Annotated in this window: 11 protein-coding genes and 1 pseudogene; 1 reads left to right on the plus strand and 11 read right to left on the minus strand. The window is 71.0% G+C overall.

All coding sequences use genetic code 11. The features are described 5' to 3' along the window. Positions 1-170: 170 nt before the first annotated feature. From LJB71_RS14455 to LJB71_RS00690, 8 genes and pseudogenes are all read right to left on the minus strand, one after another. A complete protein-coding gene (locus tag LJB71_RS14455; protein WP_310649369.1) occupies positions 171-2000 on the minus strand; it encodes a tetratricopeptide repeat protein in 1830 nt (609 codons plus the stop codon). An 80-nt stretch (positions 2001-2080) separates the two neighbouring features. Beyond that, positions 2081-4291 carry a glycosyltransferase family 2 protein gene (locus tag LJB71_RS00660; RefSeq protein ID WP_259302704.1) on the minus strand — a complete coding sequence of 737 codons (2211 nt, stop codon included), beginning with the start codon at positions 4289-4291 and terminating at the stop codon, positions 2081-2083. After that, complete coding sequence (locus LJB71_RS00665; protein WP_259302706.1) at positions 4284-5615, minus strand: ABC transporter ATP-binding protein; 1332 nt, start codon at positions 5613-5615, stop codon at positions 4284-4286. The genes LJB71_RS00660 and LJB71_RS00665 overlap by 8 nt, the downstream gene beginning before the upstream one ends. Next, positions 5605-6411, minus strand: a complete 807-nt coding sequence (locus LJB71_RS00670) for an ABC transporter permease (RefSeq protein WP_259302707.1) — start codon at positions 6409-6411, stop codon at positions 5605-5607. The genes LJB71_RS00665 and LJB71_RS00670 overlap by 11 nt, the downstream gene beginning before the upstream one ends. A gap of 18 nt (positions 6412-6429) precedes the next feature. Next, positions 6430-7593 (minus strand): cystathionine gamma-synthase, encoded by a 1164-nt coding sequence (locus LJB71_RS00675; protein ID WP_259302708.1) that lies wholly within the window; start codon positions 7591-7593, stop codon positions 6430-6432. Between the two features lie 64 nt (positions 7594-7657). Beyond that, positions 7658-9035: pseudogene (locus tag LJB71_RS00680) on the minus strand (pyridoxal-phosphate dependent enzyme). Between the two features lie 108 nt (positions 9036-9143). Then, positions 9144-9359 carry a YdcH family protein gene (locus LJB71_RS00685; protein ID WP_259302709.1) on the minus strand — a complete coding sequence of 72 codons (216 nt, stop codon included), beginning with the start codon at positions 9357-9359 and terminating at the stop codon, positions 9144-9146. Between the two features lie 434 nt (positions 9360-9793). Then, a complete protein-coding gene (locus LJB71_RS00690) occupies positions 9794-11002 on the minus strand; it encodes an OmpA family protein (protein WP_259302710.1) in 1209 nt (402 codons plus the stop codon). Positions 11003-11151: 149 nt separating this feature from the next. Between LJB71_RS00690 and LJB71_RS00695 the strand changes: the two genes are divergently transcribed. Next, entirely contained in the window at positions 11152-12258 is a 1107-nt protein-coding gene (locus LJB71_RS00695; RefSeq protein WP_259302711.1) for a PilT/PilU family type 4a pilus ATPase, read from the plus strand. A gap of 48 nt (positions 12259-12306) precedes the next feature. Here LJB71_RS00695 and maiA read toward each other — a convergent pair whose 3' ends face one another. From maiA to LJB71_RS00710, 3 genes are all read right to left on the minus strand, one after another. Continuing rightward, positions 12307-12972, minus strand: coding sequence for a maleylacetoacetate isomerase (maiA, locus tag LJB71_RS00700; RefSeq protein WP_259302712.1), 666 nt, complete (start codon positions 12970-12972; stop codon positions 12307-12309). A gap of 71 nt (positions 12973-13043) precedes the next feature. Then, the gene (locus LJB71_RS00705) at positions 13044-14033 is read right to left on the minus strand and encodes a fumarylacetoacetate hydrolase family protein (protein ID WP_259302713.1); all 990 of its coding nucleotides are present in this window, start codon (positions 14031-14033) and stop codon (positions 13044-13046) included. Then, on the minus strand, positions 14030-14824 hold the full coding sequence (locus LJB71_RS00710; protein ID WP_259302715.1) for a 2OG-Fe dioxygenase family protein: 795 nt from the start codon (positions 14822-14824) through the stop codon (positions 14030-14032). The genes LJB71_RS00705 and LJB71_RS00710 overlap by 4 nt, the downstream gene beginning before the upstream one ends. Positions 14825-14870: the final 46 nt, after the last annotated feature.

Consider the following 14870-nt stretch of genomic DNA (forward strand, 5'->3'; position numbering starts at 1 on the left):
GGCGGGTTTACTGCCGGCCGCCGCATTGCTGCTCGCTACGGACTATTTGGCCGTTTACCGCGCGGCCTTCTGGCTCGCGTTGGCCATGCGCAGCGCCAGCACCTTGGCGAAATTGCCCGGCTTGGCCAGCGCGCGTGCCAGCGCCTGCCCTTCCCGCGATTCGGCGCGGCTCAAGGTTCCCGCCAGACGGTCACGATCGGCAAGCAACTTTTTTCTCTGAAAGAATTGTCCGCCGCCGCAAGGTTGTATAGCGCATAGGCCAGCACCTTGTCCTCGTCGACACCCTGGCCGGACTCATACATCCAGCCGAGGTTGTATTGCGCGGCGGCAACCCCCTGCTCGGCCGCCTTGCGATACCACTTCGCCGCCTCGGCATCGTCCCGCACCACGCCCCGGCCGTTCGCATACATCCAGCCGAGGTTGTTTTGCGCGGCGGCCTCCCCCTGCTCGGCGGCCTTGCGATACCACTGCACCGCTTCGGTCTCATCCTGAGGCACGCCTTGGCCTTCCGCATACATCAGAGCGAGGTTGTATTGCGCGTTGGCATACCCCTGCTCGGCAGCCTTGCGATACCACTTCTCCGCCTCGGCATCGTCCCGCACCACGCCCCGGCCGAGCGCATACATCCAACCGAGATTGTTTTGCGCGGCGGCATCCCCCTGCTCGGCAGCCTTGCGATACCACTGCACCGCCTCGACATCGTCCTGCGGCACGCCCCGGCCGTTCGCATACGTCACGCCGAGGTTGGTTTGTGCGACGGCAACCCCCTGCTCGGCGGCGCGGCGCCACCACTTCGCCGCCTCGGCATAGTCCTGCGGCACGCCCAAGCCACTCGCATACATCAAACCGAGGTTGTATTGCGCGCGGGCATGCCCTTGCTCGGCGGCACGGCGCCACCACTTCACCGCCTCGGCATACTCCTGCGGCACGCCTCGGCCGTTCTCATACATCACGCCCAGGTTGAATTGCGCGACAGCATCCCCCTGCTCGGCAGCCCTGCGATACCACATCGCCGCCTCGACGTAGTCCCGCGACACACCCCGGCCGTTCGCATATCTCAAGCCGAGGTTGTATTGCGCCATGGCATCCCCCTGTTCGGCGGCCCTGCGATACCAATGCACCGCTTCGGTCTCGTCCCGCGGCACGCTGCGGCCGTTCGCGTACATCCAACCGAGATTGTTTTGCGCGTCAATATGTCCCTGCTCGGCGGCCTTGCGGTACCACTGCACCGCTTCGGTCTCGTCCTGCGGCACGCCTTGGCCTTCCGCATACATCAGGGCGAGGTTGTATTGCGCGTTGGCATGTCCCTGCTCGGCGGCCCTGCGATACCAATGCACCGCTTCGGTCTCGTCCTGCGGCACGCCTTGGCCGCTGTCATACATCAGAGCGAGGTTGTATTGCGCGTTGGCATGTCCCTGCTCGGCGGCCTTGCGGTACCACTGCACCGCTTCGGTCTCGTCCTGCGGCACGCCGCGGCCTTTCGCATACATCAGGGCGAGGTTGTATTGCGCGTTGGCATGTCCCTGTTCGGCCGCCTTGCGGTACCACTGCATCGCTTCGACATCGTCCTGCGGCACGCCTCGGCCGCTGTCATACATCACGCCGAGGTTGTGTTGCGCCATCGCATATCCCTGCTCGGCGGCCTTGCGATACCACTGCACCGCCGCTACATCGTCCTGCGGCACGCCACGGCCATGCTCATACATCCAACCGAGGGTGTTTTGCCCGTCGGCATAGCCCTGCTCGGCGGACTTGCGATACCACCGCACTGCCTCGACATCGTCTTGCGGCACGCCCAGGCCGTTCTCGTACATCCAACCAAGGCTTTTCTGCGCGGCGGCATTTCCTTGCTCTGCAAGCGGCCGCAACTCCTTGTAGGCCTTTGCGTAATCGCCCCCATAGGCGGCCACCCCTTTGTCGGAGCCCGCCATGCAGGGCAATGCGGCAACCCAGACGATGGCAAGCAAGCACAAGGCCAGTCGCTTGCAATACAAGCTCATGTGATCTCCGTCCTTTGGCATGACCAAACCCGTTTCAAGAGCAGCCCCTTTCCGGCATCAACCCGCAGATGGAGGCAATTCTATTTGACCCCCAACGCCATCCACTCCCCCCGCGCCCGCGGCCGTGGGCTGGCGGCGAGGGCGAAGGCTTCGCCATCCAGGCTGAGGTTGGGGTTGTAGGCGGGGTCGTCGTCGAGCAGCGCGCCCCAGCGCTGGCGCATGAAATCGGCCTCGCGCTGCAGGCGGGCCAGGTTGTGCGGATCGGTATCCGGGCCGCGGGTGGCGGATTCGGCGTGCACCAGCTGCGCATGCGGGGTCCATACGTTGCGGTAGCCGGCGGCGCGCAGGCGCAGGCACAGGTCCACGTCGTTGAAGGCCACCGGCAGCGCTGCGTCCAGCCCGCCCACGGCATCGAACGCTTCGCGTCGCACCACCAGGCAGGCGCCGGTGACCGCGGACAGCTCGTGCGCCAGCCGCAGGCGGTCCATCGGCCCGCGGGTGTCTTGCGGCCAGCCGCACCACGGGTGCGCGGCCACGCCCCCGATGCCCAGCAGCACGCCCGCATGCTGGATGCGTCCGTCCGGGTACAGCAGCAGCGCGCCGACCGCACCGATCCCGGGCCGCAGTGCCTCGGCCACCATCTCGCGCAGCCAGCCGGGCGCGATCACCTGGATGTCGTTGTTGATCAGGCCGAGCACGCTGCCGGACGCCTGGCGCGCGGCGAAGTTGTTGATCGCCGAATAGTTGAAGGGCGCATCGAAGCGCAGCACACGCACCCGCGCATCGCGCGCGATCGCCGCCAGGTAGTCGCGGGTCTGCGCTTCCACCGAGCCGTTGTCCACCACCAGCACTTCCAGCGCCGGGTAATCGGTGGCGTGCAGCAGGCCCTCCACGCACGGCCGCAGCAGGTCCACGCGGTCGCGGGTGGGCACGATCAGCGAGACCCGCGGCGGCGGCGAGGGCAGCGCGCGGCGGACGCGCAGGCGTCCGGGGGCGAGGATTTCCACCTCCGCCGCCTGTCCGGTGCGCTGCAGATGCGCCTGCACCGCGCGCCGGGCGGCCGCGGTGGCGTAGTCCTTCGCCGCCGGATCGGCGGCGCTGGAGCCGGCATGCGCGCGCCAGTGGTAGAGCACCTGCGGCACGTGTCCGATCTCGTCGCGGCGCAGGCGCTCCACGCAGCGCAGTGCCAGATCCCAGTCCTGGCTGCCATCCACGCCGGGCGCGACGCCACCGACCTCGCGCAGCAGGTCGGCGCGGTACATCGCCAGATGGCCGATGCAGTTCTGTCCGAGCAACAGGGTGTGATTGAAATCGGGCTTGAAATAGGGGTCGCAGCGGCGGTCGGCGGCGTCGAGCTTGTCCTCGTCCGAATACAGCATCCGCCAGCGCGGATGCGCCAGCGCGGCGCGTACCATCTCCAGCAGCGCGTGCGGTGCCAGCAGGTCATCGTGGTCGAGCAGCGCCACCCACTCGCCGCGCGCCAGCGCCAACGCGTCGTTGCTGGCCGCGGCGATGTGGCCGTTGCGCGCGCGGTACACGGCGCGGATGCGGCCATCGCGCCGGCCATAGTCCTCGATCAGCGCGCGCACCTGCGGCGAAGGCGAGGCATCGTCGGCGATGCACAGCTCCCAATCCGGATAGGCCTGCGCCAGCACGCTGTCGAGGCAGGCGCGCAGCCAGTCCAGCGGCGGGTCGTACACCGGCAGCAGGATCGACACCCGCGGCCGCGCCGGCAGCGCCGCGAGCCTGCGCGCGCGCGCCGCGGGCTGCGCGTGCGGATCGAGCGCGCGCGCCAGCAGCCAGGCGGCATAGGGATCGGGCGGCGCGCCCAGGCGCTGCCGGTACTGCGCATAGGCCCAGTCGCCGGCCGCGCGCAGGCCGCGCGGCAATCGCAGCAGGGTGCCAGCGGCCAGCCGGAGCGCGGCACCACGCCCGACGTGGTGGGCCAGGTCCACCAGCATCGCCGCCAGCGCGCGGCGCTTGCCGATCCGGCGCAGCCGCACCTGCGCGCGCACGCCGGCATCCGCGTGCCCAGGTATGCCCAGGCGCAGCGCATGGGTGTCCATCCGCAGCCGCACCAGCGCCTGCACGCGGGCGTCGGCGTGCACCGGCGGCAGGCTCACGCAGGCTTCGTCCGCGCACGGCGGCCCAGCGTCCTCGACCAGCAGACACAGCCGCAGCCCGGCCACGGACGCCCCGTGCAGGCGCGCCTGCAACCGGTACCAGCCGCCCTCGAACAGGCCGCACGCCGGCACCGGCACGTCCAACGGCAGCGGTCCGGCCTCAGCCATCCAGCGGCTCCAGCGCAATGTCCAGCATCGGCAATCCGAGCATGCCGGTCGGCAGGCCCTGCCCCTCGGCGTGCAGCGCCAGCGCCGCGTGCGACCACCACTGCACGATGTGCTCGGCCTGGGTGCCGCGCGCCAGGCCGATCGCGAACGCATAGTCGCCGGCCTGCAGGCGCGGCATGCGGAAAGTGAAGCGCGCGCGGTAGCGTGCGCCCGCCGGCACGTGCAACGGCGCCCCGGCGGTGGTGAGGTAGGTGTTGTCGCCGAACAGCAGCTGGCCCAGGCGGTCCTTCAGGTAGAAGCCAATGATCGGCGCGGCGGTCGGCGCCAGCGCCTCGGCCACGATCTCCAGGGTCACCCGCTCGCCGCCCACCACGGTGGCCAGGCGGCGGCCCTGCGCATCGCGCAGGGCGACATCGCACAGGCGCGCGCTGCCCTCGCCGAAGCCGGCATCGCGCGCCGGGTCGAACACCGGCACCTGGATGTCGTTGCGCAGCGCGCTGCGCAGCAGCAGCTCCTCGCGCACGTCGCACTCCGTCGCGACCTGCGCGCTGCTGGCCGCTGCCGGGCGCGGGCGGCCTTCCGGCGCACCCTCGCGCGCGGCGATCTGCGATTCCAGATACGCCTCCCCGACCTCGCGCGCCGGCCCGTCCATGCGCAGCCGTCCCTGCTCCAGCCACAGCGCGCGGGCGCACAGCGCGCTAACCGCCGCGGTGTCGTGGCTGACCAGCAGCAGCGTGCCGCGCTGCTGGAACTCGCGCAGAAAGCGCATGCACTTCTGGGCGAAGAACACGTCGCCCACGGCCAGCGCCTCGTCGATCAGCAGGATGTCGGCATCCACGTGCGCCAGCACCGCGAACGCCAGCCGCACCAGCATGCCGCTGGAATAGGTGCGCACCGGCTGCTGCGCGAACGCGCCGATGTCGGCGAACGCCAGGATGTCGGGCAGGCGCCGTTCGATCTGGGCATGGCTCAGGCCGTGCAGCGCGGCATTGAGCATCGCGTTCTCGACCCCGGTGAACTCCGGGTTGAAGCCGCTGCCCAGCTCCAGCAGGGCCGCCACCCGGCCCTGCACCCGCAGCGTCCCGGTGGTCGGCGCCAGGGTGCCGGCCAGCAATTGCAGCAGGGTGGACTTGCCGGAGCCGTTGCGGCCGATGATGCCCACCGACTCGCCGCCGCGCACCTGCAGATCCAGCTCGCGCAGCGCCCAGAACGCCTGCCCGCGCGCGCGTCCGTCCAGCAGTTCGAGCAGGCGCTGCCAGGGCCTGGCGTAGGCGGCATAGCGCTTGCCGATGCCGTGCGCGGCGATCGCCCACTCACAGGACATCGGCAAACCCCGCCTGCAGGCGCCGGAACAGCGCCTGCGCCAGCAGCGCGAACAGCAGCGCCAGCAGCGCATACCCTGCCAGCTGCGGCCACTGCGGCCACTGCCCGAGGAACAGCACGCGCCGCAGCTGGTCGATCAGGGTGGTGAGCGGATTGGCCAGGAACAGCCAGCGCCAGCCGGCCGGCACCGCCGCGGGCGGCACCAGCGCCGACGACAGCAGCAGCGCGGCGGTGGCCAGCGGCGCCACCAGCTGGCCGAGATCGCGCAGGTACACGCCGAGCGCGCCCAGGCTCCACAGCAGGCCCAGCAGCAGCGGCAGCAGCGGCAGCAGCACCAGCGGCAGCGCCAGCAGGGTGGGCGGCAGGCCGCCGCGCCGCAGCGCCAGCGCCAGCAGCAGCACCAGCAGGTTCATCGCCAGATGGAACAGCGCCGAGGCCAGCACCGGCCAGGCCAGCAGCGCCAGCGGAAAGCGCACCCGGGTGACATAGTTGGGCTGCGCGGTCACCAGCGCGGGCGCGCGCGCCAGGCATTCGGCGAACGCCGCGTGCACCGCCAGCCCCGCAAATACCCACAGCGCGAACTCGCCCAGACCGTGCAACCCCGGCCACTGGGCGCGCGCCAGGTGGCCGAAGGCCAGGGTGTACACCAGCAGCATCAGCAGCGGCGTGGCCAGCGCCCACAGCGCGCCCAGCCCGGTGCCGCGGTACTTGCCGGCCAGCTCGCGCCGGATCAACTCCCAGACCAGCGTGCGCTGGTCGGCGCGCACCGGCAGCAGCGCCTTCAGCCCACCGCGCATGCGCCGGCCCCGGGGCGCTCATCCGGCCAGCGCCTGCGCCAGATCGGCACGCAGGTCGGCGGCATCCTCGACCCCGACGCTCAGCCGCAGCAGGGCATCGTCGATCCCGAGCTGCGCGCGCCGCGCGGGCGGGATCGAGGCGTGGGTCATCAGCGCCGGATGGTTCACCAGCGACTCCACCCCGCCGAGCGACTCGGCCAGGGTGAACAGCTGCAGCCGCTCGCACACGCGCCTGGCCGCGTCGAAGCCGCCCTTGAGGCGGATCGACAGCATCCCGCCGAAGCCGGCCATCTGGCGCGCGGCCAGCGCATGGTGCGGATGCGACGGCAGGCCGGGATAGATCACTTCCGCCACCGCATCGTGCGTCTGCAACCACTGCGCCAGTGCCAGCGCGTTATCGCAGTGCGCGCGCATGCGCAGGTGCAGGGTCTTCAGCCCGCGCAGGGCGAGGAAGCTGTCGAACGGCCCCTGCACCGCGCCCACCGAGTTCTGCAGGAACGCCAGCTGCTCGCCCAGCCCGGCGTCGTCGCCGACCACCAGCACGCCGCCGACCATGTCGGAATGGCCGTTGAGGTACTTGGTCGCCGAATGCATGACGATGTCCGCGCCGAGCGCCAGCGGGCGCTGCAGGATCGGCGAGGCGAAGGTGTTGTCGACCGCGACCAGCAGGCCGTGCTTCTTGGCGATGGCCGCGATCGCGGCGATGTCCACGATCTTCAGCAGCGGGTTGGTGGGGGTCTCGATCCACACCAGCTTCGTGTCCGGCGTGATCGCCGCCGCCAGCGCCTCGGGGTCGGTGAGATCGACATAGCTGAACTTGAGGCCGGCGCTGCGCCGGCGCACGCGCTCGAACAGGCGGTAGCTGCCGCCGTAGAGATCGTCCATCGCGATCACGTGGTCGCCGTGATCGAGCAGCTCCAGCAAGGTGGACAGCGCCGCCAGCCCGGAGGCGAAGGCGAAGCCGCGGCGGCCACCCTCCAGCGCCGCCACGCAGCGCTCGTAGGCGAAGCGGGTGGGGTTGTGGGTGCGCGAGTATTCGAAGCCCTGGTGCACGCCCGGGCTGGACTGCGCATAGGTGCTGGTGGCGTAGATCGGCGGCATCACCGCGCCGGTGGACGGGTCCGGGGCCTGGCCGCCGTGGATCGCCAGCGTGCCGGGGGCAAGGGTGGAGTGGTCAGTCATGGGATATCCGGTCGAATCCTGGGAACAAGCGGGGCCTCCGCGCCGCGACGTGCGGCGCCATGCTTCACTGCACCCGGCGGCGCAGGTAATTGAGCAGGTCGATGCGGGTGATCAGACCGAGGAAGGTCTCGTCGTCCATCACGATCGCCACATGCCCGCGGTCGAACACCGGCAGCAGCGCCTCCACCGGCGCGCGCACGTCGACCAGGTCGAGCTTGCTGACCATCGCGCTGGCCACCGGGTCGCGGAAGCGCGCCTCGTCGCCATACACGTGCAGCAGCAGGTCGGATTCGTCCACGATGCCGACGATGCGCTCGCCCTCCAGCACCGGCAGCTGGCTGACGTCGTACAGCTTCATGCGCTGCCAGGCGGTGAGCAGCAGGTCGTGCGGGCCGACCACGACGGTGTCGCGCTGCGCGAACGGGCGCAGGATCAGATCGCGCAGATCGCCGTGCGCGGTGCGCTCCAGGAAGCCGTTGTCCAGCATCCAGTAATCGTTGTACATCTTCGACAGATAGCGGTTGCCGGTATCGCAGACGAAGGTCAGCACGTTCTTCGGCGTGGCCTGTGCGCGGCAGTAGCGCAGCGCCGCGGCCAGCAGGGTGCCGCTGGACGAACCGCCCAGCACGCCCTCCTTCTCCAACAGCTCGCGCGCGGCCAGGAAACTGTCCTTGTCGCTCACCGCGTAGGCCTTCTTGACCCGGGTGAAGTCCGAGATCGGCGGCAGGAAATCCTCGCCGATGCCCTCCACCATCCAGCTGCCCGACTTGTCACTGAGGGTGCCGCGGTTGATGTATTCCTCCAGGATCGAGCCGACCGGGTCGGCCAGCACCAGCTCGGTGTGCGGCGAGTGCTGCGCGAAGCAGCGCGACAGCCCGGTCATGGTGCCGGCGCTGCCGCAGCCGAACACGATGGCGTCCAGCCCGCCGACTTCCGCCATCTGGCGCAGGATCTCCGGCCCGGTGCCCAGCTCGTGCGCGGCCGGGTTGTCGGGATTGCCGAACTGGTTGATGAAGTAGGCGCCCGGGGTCTCGGCGGCGATCCGCGCGGCCAGGTCCTGGTAGTAATCGGGATGGCCCTTGGCGACGTCGCTGCGGGTCAGGATCACCTGCGCGCCCATCGCCTTGAGGTTGAAGATCTTCTCGCGCGACATCTTGTCGGGCACGACCAGGATCAGCTTGTAGCCCTTCTGCTGCGCGGCCAGCGCCAGGCCGATGCCGGTATTGCCGGCGGTGCCTTCGACCAGGGTTGCGCCGGGCTGGATGTCGCCGCGTTTTTCCGCGGCCTCGATCATGGCCATGCCGATGCGGTCCTTGATCGAGCCGCCCGGGTTCTGGCTTTCCAGCTTCAGATACAGCGTGCAGGGGCCGGTATCGAGCCGGCGGACGCGGACGATCGGGGTATCACCGATCAGGCTCGAGAACGGAATCGTGGATGGCCATGGGGCGCCTGCGTGCGGAGCAGGCCCGGATTCTAGCAGCGGCTCCCGTCTGGCCCGGGTGGCGCGTTCCCGGCCAACGCGGGCCGGGAACGCGTCCTTGCCTGCGCGCTCAGTGCGCGCGTTCGTACATCTGCAGCAGTCGCTGCTTGGCCGCAAGCTTCTCGCGCTTCATCTGGCCCAGGGTGGCGTCGTCGATCGGCAGCACGCCCAGCTCCGCGTCCAGGACCTGGCGGTCCAGTTCGCGGTGCCGGTAGTACAGCTGCCGGAACTCGCTGTTGGCCTTCATCAATGCTTCGATTTCCGCCTGCGGTTGACTTTCGAACATGGAAACCTCCTGACTCGGCTTGGGCCATGCCCGGCGGCTGCGCGCGGGCATGGGGGGAACGGCAGCCCGACGGCTGCCGGGAAACGCCGCCGGTCGCCTGCGGCGATCGACGGTTCTGCACGGCCGGCTCAAACCGGCGCGCAAAAACGCAACGCCCCGGCGCGCAGGCACGGGGCGTCAGAGAGGCTTGGGCAACGGGCGGGACGGCATCGATGCGCGCGCCGCGCCCGGCAACCCGGCTTGCGGCGGCGGCCCTCGCGGGGGCGCTCGGTGCGGTGGCGAACGGATCGTGCATCGGCCGGCCTCCGTCCGGTGGCGGAATGCCCGCCCCGGGAGCTCGAACCTACGCCTGCCGGTCGCACTTGGCAAGGCCCGCGCGGGCCGCGACTCAGGCCCGGCCACGTTCCTGAAAATCAGCACAACCACATGATTTTTCAGGATTTTGGCGTGACGACGACCTCCACCCGACGGTTCTTGGCGCGACCCGCGGCGGTGCGGTTGTCGGCCACCGGATCCTCCTCGCCGCGCCCCTGCGCGGTGACCCGCGCACGCTCCAGTCCGGCCGCCACCAGCGCCGCCCGCACCTGCTGCGCGCGCCGCTCGGACAGACGGCGGTTGGCCGCCGGATCGCCCTGGCTGTCGGTGTAGCCGACCACCTGTACCGGGCCGCCGGGCAGGGCCGCCAGGTACAACCCCAGCGCCTTGAGGCTGGCCGCCGCCGCTGGCGTCAGCCTGGCCTGCCCGGAGGCGAAGGCATCGCCGGCCAGGATGAACACCTCGCCGCGCGCATCGCGCTGCACCGGCGGCAGCCTGGCCCCGGCCACCAGCTCGGCCTCCTTGCGCGCCAGCGCGGCTTCCTGCGCGCGCGCCGCCTCCGCCTTGGCCTGCTGCTCGGCCTGCGCCCCGTCCAGCGCCGCCTCGGCCTGCTGCGCCTGCGCACGCAACCGCTCGGCCTCTTCCGCCTGCAGCTGGGCCTGGATGCGCAACCGCTCGGCCTCGGCGCGCGCGCGCTCGGCATCGCGCCGGCTGGCTTCCACCAGCAGCTCGCTGCGCTCGCGCTCCATCCGGTCCAGCGCGCGCCGGGCGGCTTCCACCCGCGCCGCCAGCTCGGCGATCGCCACCCGCTGGTCGGCGCGCGCCAGCGCCGCCGGCAGCGCCTTGCGGCTGACCGTGGCCAGCGCGGTGACCGCCTGCCGCGCCTGCAGCCGCTCGTACTGCGCGAACGGATTGAGGCGGATGTCCGCGTCCAGCGCCTGCAGGCGCTGCTCGGGCGTGCCGGCCGGCACCGGGATGTCGAGCGGATCATCCGCATCGCCCGCCTGTGCGGCCGGCATTTGCAGCTGCCGGCGCAGGCGGGCCAGTTCGTCCTGCATCTGGCGCCAGTCGGCGCGCGCCCGCGCCGCGCTGCTGCGCACCCGCGCCAGGTCGGCGGCCGCGGCCGCGGCCAGCGCACCATCGCGGGCGTCGTCGTTGCGCCCGCGCGCCTGCGCCGCCTGCGCCGCCTGCAGCGCGCTGCGCGCGGCGGCCAGGTCGTCCGCCGCGTACTGGTCGGCATCCGCCGCCTCGGCGCGCGCCAGTGCCTGCTGCGCGGTGTCCAGCTCCGCCGTCGGCGGCGGCAGGCTGGCGCAGCCTGCGATGAGCATCACGCCCGCGACGGCGGGCGCGTACAGGACGCTACGGAAGTATGCGAAGCTTGGGCGCATGGGGGTCGCGGCTCTGCGTGGAGGTCGCGGCCATTGTGGGAAGGCGCCGGCGCCGATGCAACGCCGGCCGGGCAGCACGGGGAGACCGCATGGAGATCGGCCACTATTTCAAGTTGATGGCGGAAAAGGGCGCCTCGGACATGTTCCTGTCCACCGGCGCGCCGGTGAACATCAAGACCGAAGGCATGCTGCAGCCGGTGAGCGAGGCGCCGCTCTCCCCGGGCGAATGCCGCGACATCGCCTACGGCCTGATGGATGCCGCCCAGGTCGCCGAGTTCGAACGCGAGAAAGAGCTGAACATGGCGATCTCGGTGCCCGAATGCGGGCGCTTCCGCGTCAACGTGTTCCAGCAGCGCGGCGAGGTCGGGCTGGTGATCCGCGCGATCCGCAGCGACATCCCCACCATCGAGGAACTGCAGCTGCCGACGGTGCTCAAGGACATCATCATGGCCCCGCGCGGGCTGGTGCTGATCGTCGGCTCCACCGGCTCCGGCAAGTCCACCACGCTGGCGTCGATGATCGACCACCGCAACAGCACCACCACCGGCCACATCCTCACCATCGAGGACCCGATCGAATACCTGCACCGGCACAAGCTGTCGGTGGTCAACCAGCGCGAGGTCGGGCTGGACACCCACAGCTTCCACGCCGCGCTGAAGAACGCGATGCGCGAGGCCCCGGACGTGATCCTGATCGGCGAGATCCGCGACGCCGAGACGATGGACGCGGCGATCGCGTTCGCCGAGACCGGCCACATCTGCCTGGCCACCCTGCACTCCAACAACGCCGACCAGACCATCGAGCGCATCCTCAACTTCTTCCCCGAGGGCGCGCACAAGAACGTGCTGATGAACCTCGCGCTGAACATGAAGGCGATCGTCAGCCAGCGCCTGGTGCTGGGCGTGGACGGGCGCCGGATGCCGGCCACCGAGGTGCTGATCAACACCCCGCTGATCCGCGACCTGCTGCGCCGCGGACAGGTGCACGAGATCAAGATGGCGATGGAGGACTCGCTGCAGGAAGGCATGCAGAGCTTCGACCAGTGCCTGTTCCGGCTGTACAAGGAAGGCCGGATCGAGATGGAGGAGGCGCTGAAGGCGGCCGACTCGCGCGACGGCCTGGCCCTGAAATTCCGGCTGTCGGAAGGCGCCAGCGCCGAGCACGACCCCTACGCCGAGGTGTTCGGCAGCCAGTGAGGGCGGCGCCAGGCCGGCATCACGCCTGGCGGCGTGACTGGGCGCGCCTCAGGCCGCGGCCGGGGCGTCCGGCTGGTGCTCCGGGCGGGCGGCGATGAACGCCGGCAGCGCCAGGCAGGCGGCCTCGATCCGGCGGATGGTCGGATACGCGGCCAGGTCCACCCCGAACCGGCGCGCGTTGTACACCTGCGGGACCAGGCAGCAGTCCGCCAGGGTGGGCGTCTCGCCTTCGCAGAAATCGCCGGTGGAAGGGTGGTCGGCCAGCAGCGCCTCGACCGCGCGGAAGCCGTCCTCGATCCAGTGCCGCACCCAGCCATCGCGCTCCGGCTGCGGCACGCCCCACTCGCGCTCGAAGTACTGCAGCACGCGCAGGTTGTTGAGCGGATGGATGTCGCAGGCCACCAGCAGCGCCAGTGCGCGCACGCGCTGGCGCTCGCGCGCGGTGGCCGGCAGCAGCGCCGGCTCCGGCCACACCTCGTCGAGGTATTCCAGGATCGCCAGTGACTGGGTCAGGCGGCGCTGGCCGTGGCACAGGGTGGGTACCAGCGCCTGCGGGTTGAGGTCGCGGTAGGCCGCGGAGTGCTGCTGGCCGCCCTCCAGCACCAGGTGCACCGGCACGGTGTCGTAGGCCAGGCCCTTCAGGTTCAGCCCGATCCGCACCCGGTAGGCCGCGCTGGAGCGCCAGTAGGAATACAGCCGCAGGGGTTCGCTCATCCGCCCACCTTAATGCCGCGCATGCACGGCCGCCATGCCGCTGGCGGCGTCGGTTCGACCGTCCGCCGCCCTCAGCCGGCGGGGGCCTGCTGGATCCGCTGCTCGATCGCGCCGAACACGCTGCGGCCGTCGTGGCCCAGCATCTCGATCCGCACCACGTCGCCGAAGTGCATGAACGGGGTCAGCGGCTTGCCGTGCTCCAGGGTTTCCACCGTGCGCCTCTCGGCGAAGCAGGACGCGCCCTTGCTGGTGTCCTGGTTGGCCACGGTGCCGGAGCCGACGAGGGTGCCGGCCGCCAGCGGGCGGGTCCTGGCCGCATGCGCCACCAGCTGGGCGAAGTCGAACTGCATGTCCACGCCCGCTTCCGGGGCGCCGAACCACTGGCCGTTGATGTGGGTCAGCAGCGGCAGGTGCACCTTGTTGCCCTGCCAGGCCGCGCCCAGCTCGTCGGGGGTCACCAGCACCGGGCTGAGCGCGCTGCGCGGCTTGGACTGCAAAAAGCCGAAGCCCTTGGCCAGCTCGTCCGGGATCAGGTTGCGCAGCGAGACGTCGTTGACCAGGCCGATCAGCTGGATATGCGCGGCCGCCTGCGCCAGGCTGACCCCCATCGGCACGTCGTCGGTCACCACCACCACCTCGGCCTCGAGGTCGATGCCGTAGTCCTCGCTGGCGACCAGCACCGGATCGCGCGGGCCGTAGAACCCGGCGCTGGTCGCCTGGTACATCAGCGGATCGACGTAGAAGCTCTCCGGCACCTGCGCCCCCCGCGCGCGGCGCACGCGCTCCACGTGCGGCAGGTAGGCGCTGCCATCGACGAACTCGTAGGCGCGCGGCAGCGGCGCCGCCAGTGCCTGCAGGTCGAGCGCGAACTCGCCTTCGACCGGCCCGGCCTCCAGTGCCTCGGCCAGCGCGTTCAGGCGCGGCGCGGCCTGCTGCCAGTCGTCCAGCGCGCGCTGCAGGGTCGGCGCGATGCCATCGGCGCGCACCGCGCGCGACAGATCGCGCGCGACCACGACCAGGGTGCCATCGCGCCCGCCTTCCTTGAGAGAGCCCAGTTTCATTGCGACCTCGTACTGCCGGGATGGAATCGGTTGCAATTGTAATCGTCGTCGCCCAGAAAACCGGCACTGCGGAAGGTCAGCACCAGGGTGTCGCGATGGCCACCGGCCGCGGCTTCGGGCTGGATCGGGGTGGACTCGTGGATCACCCGCGCATCGTCCAGCAGCAGCAGCGACCACGGCTCGGCCAGGGTGAAGCGCTGGCCGTCGGGGCCGTCGGCGGCGAACACCCGGGTCTCACCGCCTTTGATCGCCCGCCGCGCCACCAGCAGCACCGCGACGAAATCGACCCCGTCGCGGTGCGCGCCCTCCGGGGTGGGGCGACCGATGCCGCCACTGGTGTCGATCCGGAACTGGTGCGCCTCCACATGCCAGCGCGGCACCGCCGGGCGCTGGCGGCTGCAGACGGTGGCCAGGCCCAGCACCAGCGGCGCGAACCCCGGCGCGGCCACGGTCGCCGGATCCAGCGGCGCGAACCAGCGCCGCATGCCGCCATGCAGGGCGTTGTATTCGCGCGGCTGCCAGTGCGCACGGTGCGGCACCGGGCGCAGCCGGCCGGACTCGACCACGAACGAGCCGTGCCGGCGGTAGCGGTAGCGGCCACCGTCCTTGAGGTACTCGTCCGCCGGCAGGTCGTCCCAGCCAGGCGCCAGCGCCTGCAGCGCGGCCAGCGGCACGCCCGCCAGCGCCGCCACGTCGTCCGCGCCCAGCACCGCGTAGCCACGCGTGCGCAGGGCCTGATCGAGCGCCGGCAGCGGGATCAGGGGCGGCGGGAAGCTGGCGACGGCCGACATGTGCAGGTCCAGGAAACCACGGGCGCCCATTGTCGCACCGGCCGGC

The organism is Thermomonas sp. S9, from assembly GCF_024704365.1.
GTDB lineage: Bacteria > Pseudomonadota > Gammaproteobacteria > Xanthomonadales > Xanthomonadaceae > Thermomonas.

Bases quoted from the DNA above. Each gene is read 5' to 3' on its own strand.
- LJB71_RS00660 (WP_259302704.1), bottom strand. From the start codon at position 4,291: ATGGCTGAGGCCGGACCGCTGCCGTTGGACGTGCCGGTGCCGGCGTGC.
- maiA (WP_259302712.1), bottom strand. From the start codon at position 12,972: ATGAGCGAACCCCTGCGGCTGTATTCCTACTGGCGCTCCAGCGCGGCC.
- LJB71_RS00705 (WP_259302713.1), bottom strand. From the start codon at position 14,033: ATGAAACTGGGCTCTCTCAAGGAAGGCGGGCGCGATGGCACCCTGGTC.
- LJB71_RS00670 (WP_259302707.1), bottom strand. From the start codon at position 6,411: ATGCGCGGTGGGCTGAAGGCGCTGCTGCCGGTGCGCGCCGACCAGCGC.
- LJB71_RS00695 (WP_259302711.1), top strand. From the start codon at position 11,152: ATGGAGATCGGCCACTATTTCAAGTTGATGGCGGAAAAGGGCGCCTCG.
- LJB71_RS00685 (WP_259302709.1), bottom strand. From the start codon at position 9,359: ATGTTCGAAAGTCAACCGCAGGCGGAAATCGAAGCATTGATGAAGGCC.
- LJB71_RS00675 (WP_259302708.1), bottom strand. From the start codon at position 7,593: ATGACTGACCACTCCACCCTTGCCCCCGGCACGCTGGCGATCCACGGC.
- LJB71_RS00665 (WP_259302706.1), bottom strand. From the start codon at position 5,615: ATGTCCTGTGAGTGGGCGATCGCCGCGCACGGCATCGGCAAGCGCTAT.
- LJB71_RS00690 (WP_259302710.1), bottom strand. From the start codon at position 11,002: ATGCTCATCGCAGGCTGCGCCAGCCTGCCGCCGCCGACGGCGGAGCTG.
- LJB71_RS00710 (WP_259302715.1), bottom strand. From the start codon at position 14,824: ATGTCGGCCGTCGCCAGCTTCCCGCCGCCCCTGATCCCGCTGCCGGCG.
- LJB71_RS14455 (WP_310649369.1), bottom strand. From the start codon at position 2,000: ATGAGCTTGTATTGCAAGCGACTGGCCTTGTGCTTGCTTGCCATCGTC.